General features: G+C 58.1%; 14 protein-coding genes and 1 tRNA gene. 8 read left to right on the top strand and 7 right to left on the bottom strand.

Translation table 11 applies throughout. The features are described 5' to 3' along the window. Positions 1 to 104: 104 nt before the first annotated feature. The 3 genes from EH31_RS05975 to EH31_RS05965 all read left to right on the top strand — a co-directional run bounded on the left by EH31_RS05975 (position 105) and on the right by EH31_RS05965 (position 3,478). Positions 105 to 458: a hypothetical protein gene (locus EH31_RS05975; RefSeq protein ID WP_206742013.1), complete on the top strand. Its 354-nt coding sequence runs from the start codon at positions 105 to 107 to the stop codon at positions 456 to 458. A gap of 106 nt (positions 459 to 564) precedes the next feature. Beyond that, complete coding sequence (lon, locus tag EH31_RS05970; protein ID WP_034959162.1) at positions 565 to 2,961, top strand: endopeptidase La; 2,397 nt, start codon at positions 565 to 567, stop codon at positions 2,959 to 2,961. A gap of 244 nt (positions 2,962 to 3,205) precedes the next feature. Then, positions 3,206 to 3,478 carry an HU family DNA-binding protein gene (locus tag EH31_RS05965; RefSeq protein WP_034959160.1) on the top strand — a complete coding sequence of 91 codons (273 nt, stop codon included), beginning with the start codon at positions 3,206 to 3,208 and terminating at the stop codon, positions 3,476 to 3,478. A 97-nt stretch (positions 3,479 to 3,575) separates the two neighbouring features. On the opposite strand, the gene EH31_RS05960 is transcribed toward EH31_RS05965, so the two are convergent. Both EH31_RS05960 and rlmB read right to left on the bottom strand, forming a co-directional pair. After that, entirely contained in the window at positions 3,576 to 4,454 is an 879-nt protein-coding gene (locus EH31_RS05960) for a hypothetical protein (protein WP_034959158.1), read from the bottom strand. Positions 4,455 to 4,481: 27 nt separating this feature from the next. Further along, positions 4,482 to 5,279 (bottom strand): 23S rRNA (guanosine(2251)-2'-O)-methyltransferase RlmB, encoded by a 798-nt coding sequence (gene rlmB / locus EH31_RS05955; RefSeq protein ID WP_034959155.1) that lies wholly within the window; start codon positions 5,277 to 5,279, stop codon positions 4,482 to 4,484. Between the two features lie 159 nt (positions 5,280 to 5,438). Between rlmB and EH31_RS05950 the strand changes: the two genes are divergently transcribed. The 3 genes from EH31_RS05950 (at position 5,439) to EH31_RS05940 (ending at position 9,536) form a co-directional block, all read left to right on the top strand. Then, positions 5,439 to 5,524, top strand: a tRNA-Tyr gene (locus EH31_RS05950). A gap of 197 nt (positions 5,525 to 5,721) precedes the next feature. After that, a complete protein-coding gene (locus EH31_RS05945) occupies positions 5,722 to 6,915 on the top strand; it encodes a tyrosine-type recombinase/integrase (protein WP_034959154.1) in 1,194 nt (397 codons plus the stop codon). A 143-nt stretch (positions 6,916 to 7,058) separates the two neighbouring features. Beyond that, positions 7,059 to 9,536: a hypothetical protein gene (locus tag EH31_RS05940; protein WP_152553482.1), complete on the top strand. Its 2,478-nt coding sequence runs from the start codon at positions 7,059 to 7,061 to the stop codon at positions 9,534 to 9,536. Positions 9,537 to 9,681: 145 nt separating this feature from the next. On the opposite strand, the gene EH31_RS05935 is transcribed toward EH31_RS05940, so the two are convergent. Next, complete coding sequence (locus EH31_RS05935; RefSeq protein WP_241765848.1) at positions 9,682 to 10,446, bottom strand: DUF6118 family protein; 765 nt, start codon at positions 10,444 to 10,446, stop codon at positions 9,682 to 9,684. A gap of 10 nt (positions 10,447 to 10,456) precedes the next feature. Continuing rightward, positions 10,457 to 13,342, bottom strand: a complete 2,886-nt coding sequence (traA, locus tag EH31_RS05930; RefSeq protein WP_034959147.1) for a Ti-type conjugative transfer relaxase TraA — start codon at positions 13,340 to 13,342, stop codon at positions 10,457 to 10,459. 173 nt (positions 13,343 to 13,515) lie between these two features. On the opposite strand from traA, the gene EH31_RS05925 reads away from it, so the two are divergent. Together EH31_RS05925 and EH31_RS05920 are read left to right on the top strand one after the other, a co-directional pair. After that, positions 13,516 to 13,821, top strand: coding sequence for a conjugal transfer protein TraD (locus EH31_RS05925; protein WP_034959145.1), 306 nt, complete (start codon positions 13,516 to 13,518; stop codon positions 13,819 to 13,821). Positions 13,822 to 13,843: 22 nt separating this feature from the next. Then, a complete protein-coding gene (locus EH31_RS05920) occupies positions 13,844 to 14,071 on the top strand; it encodes a conjugal transfer protein TraD (protein ID WP_034959144.1) in 228 nt (75 codons plus the stop codon). Positions 14,072 to 14,186: 115 nt separating this feature from the next. Here EH31_RS05920 and EH31_RS05915 read toward each other — a convergent pair whose 3' ends face one another. The 3 genes from EH31_RS05915 to EH31_RS05905 all read right to left on the bottom strand — a co-directional run bounded on the left by EH31_RS05915 (position 14,187) and on the right by EH31_RS05905 (position 15,687). Beyond that, positions 14,187 to 14,459 carry an usg protein gene (locus EH31_RS05915; RefSeq protein WP_034959142.1) on the bottom strand — a complete coding sequence of 91 codons (273 nt, stop codon included), beginning with the start codon at positions 14,457 to 14,459 and terminating at the stop codon, positions 14,187 to 14,189. Then, the gene (locus EH31_RS17945) at positions 14,456 to 14,689 is read right to left on the bottom strand and encodes a hypothetical protein (protein ID WP_034959140.1); all 234 of its coding nucleotides are present in this window, start codon (positions 14,687 to 14,689) and stop codon (positions 14,456 to 14,458) included. The genes EH31_RS05915 and EH31_RS17945 overlap by 4 nt, the downstream gene beginning before the upstream one ends. A gap of 131 nt (positions 14,690 to 14,820) precedes the next feature. After that, on the bottom strand, positions 14,821 to 15,687 hold the full coding sequence (locus EH31_RS05905; protein ID WP_199797003.1) for a M48 family metalloprotease: 867 nt from the start codon (positions 15,685 to 15,687) through the stop codon (positions 14,821 to 14,823). Positions 15,688 to 15,769: the final 82 nt, after the last annotated feature.

The raw sequence follows: 15,769 nt of genomic DNA, 5'->3' as shown, positions 1-15,769 counted from the left end.
CTTTTCCTAGCCTGCTTCTGGCTGCCGGGTTGATGGCGAGCGCCGCTTTTGTGAACGCTCAAGAGGGGCGGAGTAGCGAAGAAAGCGTACCGCCCCCATCAGATATGGGGGTTATCTGTTGGGCAGCCATCGTAGAGATTGCTTATCAGGTCGCGTCGCGGTGCGATCTGGGCGAGCAAGCGGCTAGCAAGGAAACGCTGAGCGCTTATGCCGACGCGCGCAGTGCGCTTGCCGATCGATTGCTCGCAAACGGGTGGGAGCAAGACGGGCTTGATCGGTTTCGTGCCCAACAAGGTTCAGCTGATGCTTCGACACAGGAGCTGTGCAAATTTGACGAGCAAAACGATACCGGTAAGTTTCTGCTCGCTCTCGCTCAAGAAAACCCTGAGACGATAATGGAAATCACCGATAGTGTTCTGGCGATACCCGGCCCCCCTCGATGGGGTACCTGCCTTTAGGGCTCTGTAGTCCACAGCTTGGTGCAATCCACCATTGCAGGCTTTAACCCTGCTACCCATATTCCATGAAACGGCGCGCCCTAATGGTCGTCACGGATCGCATAATATGACTACACAATTCCCTCTTCTCCCCCTTCGCGACATTGTCGTGTTTCCCGGTATGGTCGTGCCTCTGTTTGTTGGCCGCGATAAATCCGTTGCTGCGCTCGAAGTTGCGATGGAGGCGTCAAAGGATATCTTCCTTCTTGCACAGCTTGACCCGGCCTGCGACGATCCAGAGCGCATTGACCTTTATGACGTGGGCGTTGTTGCCGAAGTGCTCCAGATGCTCAAACTGCCCGACGGCACGGTTCGCGTCCTTGTTGAAGGCAAAGAGCGCGCGAAGCTTGCCGATTTGCACGAAGACGCCGGCCATGTGATCGCAGAGGTGGAACTGCTCGAACCGGAGACGGTCGCGGGCACTGAAGTCACCGCACTAATGCGGCAAGTGACCGAACAGTTTGGCGAATATACCAAGCTTAACAAGAAGATGGGCGAAGAGAACAATGTCGACCTGTCCGATATTGATGACGCGGGACAGCTTGCTGACACCATCGCCGCCGCGCTCAGTGCAAAGGTTTCAGACAAGCAATCGCTCCTGACAGAGGGAAGCCCGTTCAAGCGGCTGGAACTGGTCATGGCCTTTATGGAAGGCGAGCTTTCCGTCCTTCAGGTGGAGCGCAAAATCCGTGGCCGCGTAAAGCGCCAGATGGAAAAGACGCAGCGCGAATACTATCTCAATGAACAATTGAAAGCGATCCAGTCCGAGCTTGGCGGTTCGGACGATGGTGAGGGCGACGAGATCGCCGAGCTGACTGAAAAGATTGAGAAAACCAAGCTTTCAAAAGAAGCAAAGGCCAAGGCGAAGGCCGAGCTTAAAAAGCTCAAAGGCATGCAGCCGATGAGCGCTGAGGCGACGGTTGTTCGCAACTATCTCGATATTCTCTTAGGGCTCCCTTGGGGCAAGAAAAGCCGGGTCAAAAAAGACATCGGTAAGGCGCAAGAGATTTTGGATGCCGACCACTATGGTCTTGAGAAGGTCAAGGACCGGATCATCGAATATCTCGCCGTGCAGGCGCGCACCAACAAGCTCAAAGGTCCGATCCTTTGCCTTGTTGGCCCTCCTGGTGTTGGTAAAACCTCGCTGGGCAAGTCCATTGCTAAAGCCACGGGCCGCGAATTCGTGCGCCAATCGCTTGGCGGGGTGCGTGATGAGGCGGAAATTCGCGGTCACAGGCGCACTTACATTGGCTCCATGCCGGGTAAGATCGTCAACAATCTGAAGAAGGCGGGCACGAGCAATCCGCTGTTCCTGCTCGATGAGATCGACAAGCTGGGTCAGGATTTCCGCGGCGATCCGGCATCGGCGCTGCTTGAGGTGCTTGATCCAGAACAGAACGACAAGTTTCAGGACCATTATCTTGAGCTTGACCTCAACCTGTCGGACATCATGTTTGTGACCACCGCAAACAGCCTCGATCTGCCTCAACCGCTGCTGGATCGGATGGAGATCATCCGGCTTGAAGGCTATACCGAGGACGAGAAAGTCGAGATTGCAAAGCGCCACCTGATCGACAAGCAGGTGAAGGCGCACGGGCTCAAGAAAGGCGAGTTTGAGCTTACCGAAGAGGGGCTTCGCGATCTTATCCGCTATTACACGCGTGAAGCCGGCGTTCGCACGCTTGAGCGTGAAATCGCGCGTCTTGCTCGCAAATCCTTGCGGAAAATCCTTGAGAAAGAGGCCGCCTCTGTTGTCATCACGCCGGAAAACCTTGGCGACTTTGCCGGGGTGCGCAAATTCAAGCACGGCATGAGCGATGATGAGCCTCAGGTTGGCGCTGTCACAGGCCTTGCCTGGACCAGTGTCGGCGGCGAATTGCTCACGATTGAGAGTGTTACGACGCCGGGCAAGGGTGAGATCAAGACCACCGGTAAGCTTGGCGATGTGATGCAGGAAAGCGTTGCGGCGGCCTTTTCCTTCGTGAAAGCGCGCAGCCCGCAATACGGGATCAAGCCATCGCTTTTCCAACGCAAGAACATCCACATCCACCTGCCCGAAGGCGCGGTGCCCAAAGATGGGCCAAGTGCTGGCGTGGGCATGGTGACCTCGATTGTCTCAACCCTCACTGGGATCGCAGTGAACCCGGATGTGGCCATGACCGGCGAAGTTACCCTTCGCGGCCGCGTTCTGGCGATTGGTGGGCTTAAGGAAAAGCTGCTTGCAGCTTTGCGCGGCGGCATCACCAAGGTGCTCATCCCTGAAGAGAATGTGAAAGACTTGGCCGAGCTGCCTGACAACGTGAAAGAAGGGCTTGAGATTGTGCCTGTGGCCCATGTTGACCAAGTGCTCGAACACGCGCTGATAGAACGGCCAACGCCTATTGAATGGACCGAAGCTGATGATCTTGCGACGCAGCCGGGCGCTCAAGTATCAGCAGGGACAGATACTCCCACCGCGCATTGATAATCAGGCGAAAAGCGAGCCTGAAAGGACTGGACTTGCAAAAAGCGCAAGGATTTCAAAGTCCTTGGGCCCACAGTATTATTGAAGTGGGGCTCAGTTCGTCGTGAATGAGGGATTTTAGCGCTGTCTCATTGTAAAATTGCCTGATTTGCCTTTGACAGCCCACCAAAAAACGGCTCAATTCCCCCGCTATCAGGGGTGATTCACTCGAACCAAGTCTTAAGAAGATTGAGGGGTAGCAAATATGAACAAAAATGATCTGATCGGTGCGGTTGCTGAAACTAGCGGACTTTCGAAAAGCGATGCGGCGAACGCTGTGGAAGGTGTTTTTGACGCAATTCAGAAAGCTCTTGCTGGCGGCGACGAAGTGCGCCTGGTCGGGTTTGGCACCTTTGCCGTTGCAAAGCGTAAAGCGTCGATGGGACGCAATCCGCGCACAGGCGAACCAATGCCAATCAAAGCGTCTAATCAGCCCAAGTTCAAAGCGGGCAAGGGCTTGAAAGACGCCGTCAACTAAGCGCTGCCTTTGCGCAAATAGGTTAGGCGAGTTTCAAAAAAGGACCCGTCAGCGCAATGCTGGCGGGGCCTTTTTAGTGCCTTGGTGTCTTTGCGTGTTAGCGCGAAAGATCGATTAGAGCGGTAGGCGCCGCTTTGGTGCGCGGTGAGATGTTCCAGACAAGCCGCTGACCGCTTGCGTCGGAAACCGCGCCTTCATCTGTGTTATTGGCCTTGATCTCACCATTCGTGATGATGGTGAAGGTGCCTTCCATAGTTGGAAGGTTGGGCATCTCGCCGCCGTTTGGTGCATCATTTGCGAGCGCCGCCATGCTGCCGAGCCCGGCCATACCAGCCATCATCCCGCCCATTGGGTTCGAATCGTTTTGAGCGGCAAATCCGGGCGCATTCACCCGCACCACATTGTCCTTGCGAAGGATGATCTGAACAAAAGGATTGGTGGTTGGAAAACCTTCAAGCACCGGGAACATGAAATCATGGCTCAGATTGCCGCTAATCGAATAGCGCACATCGAACACGCCGTCGCCCTTGTCGATGACCCGCTCCCAACCTTTTTGGCGTGACAGCAATTCGACCAGTTCAGCAGACGCTTGCGGATCGCTGGGATCAATGCCGCCCATAATCGTGCCCATTTGCTGGGCCTGCTCTTGCGCTTGGGCGGCGCGGATGGGAGCGTTCATTTCCCAAACTTGACGTTGCTCCGCCAGCTCAGCCTCTGTGCATTCGCGGTCGGCGTAGGTTTCTTCATCGTAGCATTCGTCGGGTTCAAACTCGTCACCTGCGGCACCCATTTTCGCAAGGCTCGAAAGCCCCAGGAAGAAAATCTCGCCATCGTAAGTGTAGGTGAAATCATTCCCTTCCATCAGCACAAGCTCAGAGGTGAACTTGCCCGGTGTGATAAAACAGCCGGTCAATAGCAGGCAAAGCCCTGCCACAAGAGCGGCCGCAAAGTTACGCTTTGGTGTTGCGATTGTCATTTGGTCTTCCCCCTCGGAAACTCCCGATCAGCCTGCCGAACGGGTTGCTACTGCATATAATGCAATTGCTGCTGCATTCGAAACGTTAAGACTTTCGATATCTGACGAAATTGGCAGGCGCGCCAAAGTGTCGCAATGGCCTGCGATATTGTGCCGCATGCCTTCGCCTTCTGCGCCAAGAACGATTGCAAGTGGCCCCGTTGAAAGGCTTTCAGAAAGGGTCGCTTCGGCTTCTCCTGCAAGTCCGATGCGCCAATAGCCCGCCTCTGCCAATTCTTCCATAGCGCGGGCCAGATTGACCACGCGCACCCATGGAACGGTCTCCAATGCGCCTGATGCGGACTTGGCCAGCACGCCTCCTTCGGGCGGGGCATGGCGGTCTTGTGTCACGACACACGCTGCCCCGAATGCAGCGGCTGATCGCAGGATCGCGCCGACGTTGTGGGGGTCGGTGACCTGGTCAAGGATCACCACGGGGCGTGCAGGGTCACCTGTTGCAACCTCGTCGATAAACACATCGGGAAGCGGTTCGCATTCCAGCACCAGCCCTTGGTGAGGCGCATCCTTCGCGACAAGCCGTGCCAGATCACTGACGTCTGCGTATTCCACCGGAAAGTCTGCTGGAAGTTCGCCATCAAGACTTTCGATGCCTTCCCTTGTTGCCCACAGCTTGCGATGTTCGCGCGCCGGGTTCTTGAGAGCGGCCTCGACCGGGTGACGGCCCCACAGCCGCACATAGCCAGCCGTACCCTTTCCAGAACCGCGTCCGCCCTTCATCCGGCCAGCACGGCCCCGTAAAGCCCGTTTGCGATCACCTTTTGCCATAAATTCCTACTTTGCATGCAAGTTCTAAGCGCCTTTGCCAGTACCCCCATTGACAGGCAAGCACAGCTTCGCCAAAGGGGCGCCTCTCGGCAGCGAGGCCTCAGGCCTCACTTCATTGAGCAGACGCCCGGAACGGCGTTCAATTCAAGGCCCATGTGTGGACAGGTGGCCGAGTGGTTAAAGGCAGCAGACTGTAAATCTGCCCGCGCAAGCGTACGCTGGTTCGAATCCAGCCCTGTCCACCACCGCCCTTTCTCGCGTCATCCCTGAAAAGCCCTAGAAATCCCAGAAAACCAAGGGTATTATCGCCCTTACTGTCCGCATTTGACCGCTGCAATTTGCCTGCAACCGGAACCAAGTGTGGGGGTAGTGTGGGGGTAAAGTGGCTTACCCCCACACTTTGGTTTCGCAACTCGGTCCCGAAGAGTGTGGGGGTAAAGCAATGGGCAAACTCACAGCGGTAGCGGTCAAGGCAGCCTTGGCGAATCCGGGCACCTATCAGGACGGTGACGGATTATTCCTGAAAGTGGACAAACGTGGGGGTGCCTACTGGAATTTGCGACTCCAACAGGACGGCAAGCGACGGGATATCGGAGTGGGCAGCGCAAAGCTGGTGACGCTGGCCGAGGCGCGGGCGAAGGCCGCCGAACTCCGCAAGGCGGTAAAGGTCGAGAAGCGCGATGTGCTGACCGAGCGCAAGGACCAGGAAGCAGCTAAAGTCACCTTCCGCGAAGCCGCTACCCAATATCATTCGGAGAACGAGGCAGGCTGGAAAAGCGATGTCTATGGTCGCCAATGGCTCGCGAGTCTGGAAAACTACGCGTTCCCGAAACTGGGCGATATGACGAGCGGCGGGATCACCGCTGCCGACATCATCGGGGTGCTCACGCCGATCTGGCAGGAAATTCCGGAAACGGCCCGGCAAGTCCGCAACCGGATTTGCGCGGTGCTTGATTACTCCCATGCAAGGGGCTGGCGCTCCACGGAGGCTCCATCGGGCAACAGCAGCCTGAAAGCGGGCCGAGGGCTGCCGCGACAGATCAAGAAACCGGCGAACCGCAAGGCTATGCCATACGTGGCCGTCCCACCATTCCTGACCGCGCTGCGTCGCAAGCCATCCTATTCGCGTCTCGCGCTCGACCTTCTCATTTTGACGGGCGTTCGCTCGCAGGAAGTGCGGCTTGCTAAATGGGACGAATTCGATCTGGACCAGCGCCTTTGGACAATTCCAGCCGAGCACATGAAGCGCAGCAGGGCGCACATCGTGCCGCTGTCAGAGGCGGCTCTGGCGGTGCTCGTGAAGGCCGATGCAATGCGGCTTGAGGGAGCCGAAGTGGTCTTCCCCGGCATGACCGGCAAGGCGATGTCCAATATGACGCTACTCAAGGTCATGCGCGACATGCAGGAGCCGTTCCACGTCCACGGTTTCCGCTCCAGCTTTACCGATTGGGCGGCGAACGAAGGCTTCCCCAATGCGGTTGTCGAAGCCGCGCTGGCGCATAAGACGCCCGATGCCGTGCAGGCTGCATATCGTCGTACAACCTATCTCGGCACGCCGGAAAACCCCGGCGTGCGCATCAAACTCATGGACGCTTGGGGTAGGTACTGTTCAGGGAAGCCAATTTCGGAAGATTGAGGGCACCCTCGCAGAACACAAGTCGCCAAACCCAAATCCAATTGAAGCATTGTCTAAATGCGCGCAGTCAGCTCCCATCATTACCACAACCAATAATTAAGTATATTCGGCATAATGCGTTGGCATCTATGGAGAATGTAGCCGTGCAATACTTGGTGAGGTCGATCAATGGGGATGCAGGGGGCTCTGCTCTAGCGGTTCGCAAGGGGGGCAATGACGAGCAGCTGCTGGCGATCTTTGCGGATGCGTCGTGCCGGGATTTTGTCCTGCTCGGCGATCATCATTGTCTCGCTCTGTCCTATAAGGGCGAAGTGGCACTCGTTGATTTGGCTACTTTGCAGGTTGAAAAACGGCTCAAGCAGTCGCGCCGCTATGATCGTTTGGCAGTCTCTGTCGACCATAGCCGCGCTATAGCCTATCACTGCAATCCCGGCCTTGTGCAGGTGATTGACCTCAAGAGCTTTCACATCACGGCGCGATACAATCTCATCAAGCTGCGCGATGATGGCCAGTTCGATTTGCTGAATAAGGACAACGAAGCACTCAAAGCGGAAGGGATACCGTGGGATTCCATTCCGACATCCGATGGTTCTTTGAAGCAGGAAACGCGCGATGATTCGCCGTTCCTGCGCTACGCCTCAGATACACCAAGTGGTCTGCGTCGAATGCTATTTCCACGCGCCGCTAGGGCAGTATTCAGAGCGGATGGTAAAGTGGTACTGCCATTTGGGTTCTTCAAATATACGGGGCCTTCATGGGTCAGTGATCCAAAACCGAAGAATCCGAGCATCCATAGAATGATAGAGGTCAGCGACGGCCTCGCCGTTCTCGATCTGGACGCGCAAACGGCCCGCTTTGATGTGTTGCGGACCCACTTGCAGGGCATGGCATACTCCAATCTACCTGTGCGTTCGTTCAGTCCCGATGGAATGACTGCGGTTGTACCAGCACTTGAACCCGTCAAGCTGTCCCCCAAGGCTCCAGAAACAAGCGGACTGTTTCAGAAAGTGTTCGGACGCAAGAACGCTGGCGATTACGCCATGGCTCTTGAGATTTGGGACATTGGTGACCAGCCAACCCTTCAGCGCACCATACCCTATCGCGTGATAACGGGTGAGAATCTGCTGCGGACAGATACGCAGCGTTTCAATAAAGCGGAACTCGCACAAGGTGAGCGTGAAATTGATCTGATTTTCAAGGGCATTGATGCCGCATATCTTGACCGGTTGGATGATTGGCGGTCTAGCTCTGCACGAAAGGCTGAGGACCAACATTTCGAGCCTTTGGAACAAGCCCCGGCGTACAACAATCCTGCCTACAATCGAGTAGCTCAACCAATCTTGTTCGCAGCGACGGTGAAGCGTCTGATGAGCCTGGACCCGCAGCCATTCTCCTCCTTCCCTTGGGAAAAGTGCGAGCCCCGACAATGCGAACTGTTCGCAGGCGTCCTGGGCTCATGGTCCAAACACTGTGAGCATGGCACAGATACCCTTTTGTGGCTCACAAACGATAAGTTCTTGACCTTGTCGCGCGGCGGCAGAGGTCGGATCATCTCTACGGGCGGCGATCTTGGCTCTGTGTATCAGCTCTCCCATCCTGACGGGAGTGAATGGAAATACTGGAGCGGATACGACACGACAGTTGATATCCAGCGAGGTGCCAGCGCGGATTTTGAGCTGCGCGTGCATGGTGACCATTGGGAGATTGATTGGCCCACGAGCAATTTGTCACCAATGGAGTCTGCCGAGAGCGTTCAGCAAGTCAAAGCGTTGAGGGTCAACAAAAAGGACCTCAAAGAAAACGAACGGCTGCGCAAGAAGGTCGATCGCATGACAGCCAAAATCCGTCGCGGCTACGTCAAGGTAAGCGGACGTGATACGAACGACATCGTTTCCGGTCTGGAAGAATTGTCACGCGAAGTGCGCGCGCACCTGCCGGAAATCGTTGTCGATCATCGTTGGGCTCCAGCGCTCTACTACCGTGGCAAACCCATTATTGAAGATGAGTTCTGTGACATCCTCGTCGCCGATCCAAGTGAAGCCGGTATCAGAGCGCTCGACAATCTTCTGACGGCATTTCTGGATGCCACCGAGGGCGATCACGAGAACATCTGGCACCCCGATGATCTGAAACCAACCATGGGCCCGGTGACCGTCGCGCTGATAAAGATGACAAACCCGCTTCCCGCATCGATTACGCGCTTCTATGCCAGGCGCGATATGGATCACGATATGTGGACCTATCAAGCGTTCGAGGAAATGGGACTGAGCGATAAGCGATTGCTGTCCGCTGATCTCGTGACTTTGCAGATCAGACTGGCGATTCAGGACATTTGCACTGGCAACATGGATCCGAACATCTTTGCGCTCTATCGGCTTCCTTTGGTACGCGATGTCTTACATCGCAATCCTCAGCTTGTTCCTGACATTTGCAAAGTTATTGTTGATCAAACTGAGGCGCAAGCGCCGCATTTCACTTGGGCGTCAAGTGAAGGTGTTGCAGGTGTTCTCGCTGCAATTTCTGACGAGTTGAACAAGGGGCAAGCAGCAGAAAAGGCTATGGCAGTTGCGCTGATGGATGAAGTAGAGGCGCGGAGAGCCCCTGAGCGTGCGGGTCAATGATTTGTCCGTCGCGTGCCGCCTCGCTTCTCTTCTCGCATCAAGTGCACCGGCAATGTCTTTGTCTGCCGCTCCCAACGTCTGAATGTGGGTCGGAGCATAGTTGTTAGGAATATGCCGGGCATCTCTCGCTGGAAACGGTTGTAGCTCACGGAGCAGCTTGGATCGTGCAACTGACTGAATGTTCCGCCTCCTGTGCCTTTTGCTGGCACCGATCGAGCGCGTCACGGTTCGCGTTCAATGTGCTGTGCGTCACCATCAACTCCTCCCATGCATCTGGATTCTGAGATCGGATCAACCGAATCCCTGCATCCACGATAGTCGGCTCGCCAACCGCCTTGCGAGCCATACTTTCGGGCCAATGCCAGCTTTCGGGCATGGCGCGGGCAATGGTACCGGGAAGGATCGACCATAGGAGGATACCGGCAGCCAACCCCATACCTGCAAAGCGCCAGGTTCGGCGCTTCTGCTCGTCCTCCGTTCGGACACGCCCGACAATCGCAGCGAGCCGACCGGTTTCAATGTCGAGGTCTTTGCGTCCGTGTCGGAACAGGTCGCTGGCATCGCGCAGCATGTCGAGCGAGGCGTGCTTGATCTGAACTGCGATGTCTTCCGGCGTCATTTCGATGGCAGGCTTGTTGCCGATCGTGCTCAACGTCTTGGAGACTTTTGCCAACTGATCGGCCATCTGGCCGAGTGTAGCCGTGTAGTCCGGGATTACGATGTCGGCTCGTTCCCTGGCCATGTTCTGGACGGTATGCCGTACCATTGCCATTTCGCCTTCGAGGCGGGCAAACGCTTCCGTTGCCGGATCGGCTTCTTCCACCGTTTCAATTTCCGGTTCTGACTCCAGGGCGTGTGGTTCTTCCACTTCAAGGTCCAACTGCACTTCTTCGATTTGATCGTCTTCCATCATTCAACTCCTAAATGCCCATTCCGAGATCGAGCCTGCGCTCGCGGGCGATGTTTGCGGTGAGTTCGTTTGCGATGCTGCGTTCGGGCTTCGGATCGATGCCCAGTTCGCGGGTCTTGCCGCGCAGCAGGTCTTCAACCTGCGGATCGCGCTCAAGCCCCTTCGCCAGCGCGGTCAGCTTGGCCGACACCTTGGCAACACCGGCACGGTCGCCTTGCTGCTCAAGCTCCTTGCGCGCGGCGCTCAGTACTTGCCAGTCTTTCACAAAGCGCTCGGATCGCAGCGCCGGATCGGTGCGCACAGCGGCCTCTTGGCTCATGGCGCGCATGGCCTCCTGGCTGCGCCCGTCTGCGGCCTCTGCAATCAGCTCAGGATGCCGCTCCAGCGCCTTGGCGAGATCGGTGGCGGCATGGTGCCGGATCGCTTCGAGCGCCTTTCCAGCCTTCTTCAGCGCGTCCTTCTGGTGCGGAAGCACGGGCAAGCCCTGGGCCTGCATCTTGCCGATATCACCAAGCGCACGGGCGTAGCGTTCGACCGCGCGGCGTTGCTCGTTCTGCGTGTTCGCCTGCGCCGGGATTGGTTCAAGCTGTCGGGCCTGCGGACGGAAGTTTCTGAAGATCGACTTCGCCTTTTCCGGCACCTGTCGCACCATCTCCAAGACCCGCTCGCGGAAGCTGATCCCTCGCAATTCGGCGAAGGCTAGCTCGGGCTTGTAGTCGCCCGCCATATCCTTGCCCCGCTCACGGCCCAGCGTGCGGACAAGCTTGGACTGATCGGCAAAGTCATCGCGCCCATAATGCAGCGCCAGTCCGTCGCGGTGACGTGACAGGGCGACATAGGCGGAATGACTGTCCATACCGGGAGTGGCGAGCACATGGGTGCGGTCCACCGTCATGCCCTGCGCCTTGTGGATCGTGGCGGCGTAACCGTGATAGATATGGGCGTAGTCCTTGGTCTCGAAGGCAACTTCGCGGCCATCGTCTGTGCGCACCGCCATGCTCATTGCACTGGCTATTGCGACCGTGCCGAGGGTGCCGTTCTTCACCGCAAGCTCGCGTTCGTTGCGCAGAAAGATAATCCGGTCGCCTGACGCAAACTGCCGCTCGCCGCGTGCCGATCTGATCGTGGTATCGGCACCCAGCGCGCCAGCGTCGCGCATCTTCTCGCGCGCCATCTTGTTCAGCTCGCGGACTTCGTCATTGGTGTGGGTGAGGATGATCTGACTGTCGCCAAAGCTTCCCCGCCGCTCCTGCTCCCACCGCTCGATCAGGGCGGCGCGCGCAGCCTCGCGTGTGTCGGCGGCATGGACCATGCCGCGCTCTTCGTAAGTGCGGATCGCATCGCCGGTTCGGCCCGTGGCGAGCTGCGTGGTCGCATCTTGCTGCCATGCCGAAAGCTGGCGGCGAACTTCGCTGATTTCGACGCCGCCATGGCGCTCGTGGATCGCCCGGAACGCTGCGCCTGCCTCGATGGCCTGAAGCTGCTGCTGGTCACCGACCAGGACAACTTTCGCATCAGCCTTCGCGGCATGGGAAAGCACGCGCTCCGTCTGGCGGGTGCCGACCATGCCCGCTTCATCGATCACGAGCACGTCGCAGGACGTGAGCTGTTCGCGTCCTTTGCCCCATTGATGCTCAAGGCTGGCGATAGTGCGAGATACGATGCCGGAACCGTTCTCCAGTCCTTCGGCGGCAATGCCTGACAGGGCTGCGCCACGCACATTGTAGCCCGCGCTTTCCCATGCCTCGCGCGCCACGCCCAGCATGGCGCTTTTGCCGGTCCCGGCATAGCCAACGACGACGGCAAGACCCTTGCTGTTGGTGACATGCTCGAAGGCGGATTTCTGTTCGCCGGACAGGACCAGGCCGCGCTTTGCAGCACTGGCGAAGGCGGCATTTCGCTGCTCGTCTTCGACGCCATGCTTGGCGCGCTGCGCCATTGCGTCGGCGGCGCGATGCAGGCGCTGTTCGGTCTCGAGCATTGCTCGCGAAGTGAAGCGGTCCTGCCCGCGTCCGTCCTTGCCCAGAGCGATCAGATCGTGCGATGCGCGCACGGTATTGTAGGCTGCGTCGAACTGCTCCTTCCCGTCGCTGTGCCGGTGAACGAACGCCGCAAGATCGCGCGGGGTAAACGTCGCTTGCTGGTGCGTGATCGCGTCCAGCGCCAACGCGGGATTGGCAATGATGCGTGCGCCATTGCGCTGGGCGATGGCGCGATGCTCTTCGATCCGTTCGGCTTCCAGCCCGCGACCGCCGATGCGCGATGCGGCGGGGCCAATCTTGTCCTGCGGCTCCAGAGCAATGCCTTGCGCTTCGAGGCTGCGGTGATCGATCCGCGCATCGATGTCGCGCTCAGCCAGCGCGCGGTTGACATGGTCGGCCCAGCGCTCGCGCCATTGCTCGATCAGCGCGGTCTTGTTCCAGTCGCGGACCTTTGCACCAAAACCGTCCTTGGTGACCTCCCGCATCGTCAGCATGACATGCGCGTGCGGTTTGGCTTTGCCGTCTTCGCCAATATCCCAATGGACATTGAGATCGGCAATCATGCCCTTCTCGACGAAATCGGCTTTGACGAACTCGCGCGCAAGCTTGATGTTGTCTTTCTTCGACAGCTCGCGTGGCAGGGCGAACTCTACTTCGCGGGATAGCTGGGCATCCTTGCGCTTCTCGGCGGCCTCAACTGCATTCCACAGCGTGGCGCGGTCGGCGAACGCTTTGGGCGCGCCTTTGGGCAGCATCACTTCGGATTGAAGGACACCTGCCTTGTTGGTGAAATCATGGGTTCTGTCGATCCGCTCGTCGTGCAATCTCTCGCCCGCACGATAGGCCGCCGCCGCAACGGCACTTCGTCCGCTCGACCTTCCGATGACCTTTGCGCTGAAGTGAAAGATTGCCATGTCGGCAATCCAGTTACACCGCAAACGCAACGTCGGCACGACGTATAAGCGCGCCCTCGCATGATAAAATCCTGATCGGGACTAGGCGGTATCACACTTTCCCGGCGACCTTACTGCATTGGGAAAGCTCCCCGATTATCATGGCTCCATCACACCAACGATGGAGATGTCCCATGCGCAAACCCCGCGATTTTGATTCGGAACTGAAGGCGCTTGCCGAGAAGGCAAAGCAGTTGAAGGAACGTCGCGTGCGCGACCTCGGCGCGCTGGTCACGGCAACCGGAGCCGACGCGCTTGATGTCGATGTCTTGGCGGGCGCTTTGCTCGACGCTGCGGCTAACACCGACAAGGGAACTGGGGAGGGCTGGCGCAAGCGCGGCGCGGCCTTCTTTCAGGGCAAGTCACGCGACACTGCGAAAGGACCTCGCCAGCAGCAGGAAGGCACTCTCGCGCTCGACGGCGGCGCAGCATCGGCTTGAGGCGGCAAGGGCACGAACCGACATGCGCGAATGGCAGGTCAAACGACGCGAACGAACCCGGCAACTGATCGAGCTGGGCGGCCTGGTCGCGAAGGCCGATCTGGTCGAACTGACCGATGATGATCGCGCCGCGCTCTACGGCGCGTTCCTCACGGTCGCAGCCAAGTTGCGCGGGCCGGATGGGGCGCAGGCGCTGGTGCTCTTTCGGCGCAAGGGAAAGCGGGCGTTTGAGGCGGAGCAATCAGGCTGATCGGCAGAGGAGAGCGGCTCCAATCTCTGCAAATTGGAGTCGATTGCTTGCGTCAGCTTTGCGCCCCAAAGTCGGACGTACAGGCCAGGAAAGAGCAACCCCGAAAGCGGACCTATCAGTCTTCCCACGAGATGACCCCATCCGCCGAGCGCCAGTTGGCGGGCCGCATAAGTTTGTCGTGGGCGATACGCACTGACTGGATGTCAGCCTCGATCTCGCGTCTCCAGTAGTCGAGAAAGTCGAACAGCACCGGAAAGTCCGGTGCTGCGTCGTATTCTTGCCACGCGAAAGTCTGCACGATCAAGGGGTGGTCGGGCATGAAGTAGCATATCTCTGCCGTCGTCAGCCCGTAGCCATCAAGCTGAACGAGAAAGGCCCGATCCGTCATTGTGACCTCGTAGGGCGGTTTTCGTCGTCGAGTGACTTCATGGCATCTAAGATATCATCAATCCCCACGGGCTTTCTCAATTCGGGTGGCTTTCGCATTCCGGGCTGGCTCTCGACCGCGTTGCGGTCGGATGCCCAGGAGGCAAGGATCGCCCGTCTTACCTCGGGTTCAAGCGAGGGGTGATGGGCAACGTCGAAAGGATGCAAGTACCGAGAGACAGGTTGCGACATGATCGATCCTCCTTTGCTTTGTGTCGCGTTTTGCCATTTTACGCTTCAAAAAATTGAAGGGCGGTCGCTGAACCGGAGCGAACTCCGAGGCAGCCTTGCGGTCATGCCCCGGAGTAGCGCTCGGCCGTGCATTAGCCCGGCAACGGCGTCCGGGTTGCTGGGAAGCCGTGCTTCTTCAGCGTGCCACGCTTCAACTCGCGCAATGCTGATATCCGACGCTCGGTCGCCGGATGGGTCGAGAACAGCTCACCCACTTGCGTGGGAACGATGTAAAGCTGGGCTGCTGCAGGGTTCCGCTCGCTCACCGGATTGGGCACCTGGCGAGCCGCGTCGGAAATCTTGCGCAGCGCCGAGGCCAGTGCGTCGGGATCGCCGCAGATTTCGGCTCCCGCTCTGTCAGCACCGAATTCGCGCGTCCGACTGATCGCCATTTGAACAATCATGGCGGCAAACGGTGCAAGCAGAACGGCTCCTGCGAGTGCAAGCGGATTGCTGCGATTGTCGCTCGAAAAGATCATGCCGAAGTTCGCCAGCATGGAAATCGCACCCGCTATGGTCGCCACCATGGTCATGATGAGCGTGTCGCGGTTGCGGATATGGCCCAGTTCGTGCGCCATCACCGCTGCGACTTCATCGCGCGAGAGCATATCCAGCAAGCCCGTCGTTGCAGCAACCGCAGCGTTTTCAGGATTGCGGCCTGTCGCGAAGGCGTTGGGATGTGGACTGTCGATCACATAGACTTTGGGCATGGGAAGACCAGCGCGTTGAGCGAGGATCGCTACGATGCTGTAGAAGTCGGGCGAGGTCCTCGCGTTCACCTCGCGCGCCTTGTGCATGGACAGCACGATCCTGTCGGCCTTCCAATAGGTAACGAAATTCATCGCGCCCGCGATCATGAGCGCAATGAGAGCGCCGCCGGTCCCGCCGATCATGTAGCCTGTGCCCATGAACAGCGCGGTCAGGGCAGCGAGCAGAATGAAAGTTCTCATAATGTTCACTGTCAATCCTCCAACCTAAGCCGTGTTGACAAAAGCCTTCAGCCATAGGCGCGCTGCGGCGAGGTTGAGGAAGCTCTCGAAG

This window comes from Erythrobacter longus, from assembly GCF_000715015.1.
In the GTDB taxonomy this organism is placed as follows: domain Bacteria; phylum Pseudomonadota; class Alphaproteobacteria; order Sphingomonadales; family Sphingomonadaceae; genus Erythrobacter; species Erythrobacter longus.
The sequence above is the reverse complement of the archived record's forward strand: the minus strand, read 5'-3'. Positions and strand labels throughout refer to the sequence as shown.

Bases quoted from the DNA above. Each gene is read 5' to 3' on its own strand.
- EH31_RS05965 (WP_034959160.1), top strand. From the start codon at position 3,206: ATGAACAAAAATGATCTGATCGGTGCGGTTGCTGAAACTAGCGGACTT.
- lon (WP_034959162.1), top strand. From the start codon at position 565: ATGACTACACAATTCCCTCTTCTCCCCCTTCGCGACATTGTCGTGTTT.
- EH31_RS05935 (WP_241765848.1), bottom strand. From the start codon at position 10,446: ATGGAAGACGATCAAATCGAAGAAGTGCAGTTGGACCTTGAAGTGGAA.
- EH31_RS05925 (WP_034959145.1), top strand. From the start codon at position 13,516: ATGCGCAAACCCCGCGATTTTGATTCGGAACTGAAGGCGCTTGCCGAG.
- EH31_RS05920 (WP_034959144.1), top strand. From the start codon at position 13,844: ATGCGCGAATGGCAGGTCAAACGACGCGAACGAACCCGGCAACTGATC.
- EH31_RS05915 (WP_034959142.1), bottom strand. From the start codon at position 14,459: ATGACGGATCGGGCCTTTCTCGTTCAGCTTGATGGCTACGGGCTGACG.
- rlmB (WP_034959155.1), bottom strand. From the start codon at position 5,279: ATGGCAAAAGGTGATCGCAAACGGGCTTTACGGGGCCGTGCTGGCCGG.
- EH31_RS05975 (WP_206742013.1), top strand. From the start codon at position 105: ATGGGGGTTATCTGTTGGGCAGCCATCGTAGAGATTGCTTATCAGGTC.
- EH31_RS05960 (WP_034959158.1), bottom strand. From the start codon at position 4,454: ATGACAATCGCAACACCAAAGCGTAACTTTGCGGCCGCTCTTGTGGCA.
- EH31_RS17945 (WP_034959140.1), bottom strand. From the start codon at position 14,689: ATGTCGCAACCTGTCTCTCGGTACTTGCATCCTTTCGACGTTGCCCAT.
- EH31_RS05945 (WP_034959154.1), top strand. From the start codon at position 5,722: ATGGGCAAACTCACAGCGGTAGCGGTCAAGGCAGCCTTGGCGAATCCG.
- traA (WP_034959147.1), bottom strand. From the start codon at position 13,342: ATGGCAATCTTTCACTTCAGCGCAAAGGTCATCGGAAGGTCGAGCGGA.